Source organism: Bacillus sp. SIMBA_008 (genome assembly GCF_046535495.1).
Lineage (GTDB): Bacteria > Bacillota > Bacilli > Bacillales > Bacillaceae > Bacillus > Bacillus subtilis.
Map to the genome: position 1 here is coordinate 1 of NZ_JAWRWL010001084.1, position 244 is coordinate 244.

General features: G+C 50.4%; 1 protein-coding gene. It reads left to right on the plus strand.

Going from position 1 to position 244, the window contains the following annotated elements; genetic code table 11:
• A partial coding sequence (locus SB658_RS26760) for a CNNM domain-containing protein (protein ID WP_410603528.1) occupies positions 1-244 on the plus strand: 244 nt, incomplete at both ends.

The following is a 244-nucleotide window of genomic DNA, read 5'->3' on the forward strand; positions in this document are numbered from 1 at the left end:
TCCGCCTGTCAGCTCGGCATTACCATCACGGCTTTAGGTTTAGGGTGGCTGGGCGAGCCGACGGTGGAGCATTTTCTGCACCCACTATTTGAGGAGCTGGGGCTTCATTCCGCATTAACCGACATCCTATCGTTTATCATTGCATTTGTGATCATTACGTTTTTACATGTCGTTGTGGGAGAACTTGCGCCTAAAACGATTGCCATTCAAAAGGCAGAGGCGGTCAGCCTTGTGACAGCAAAGC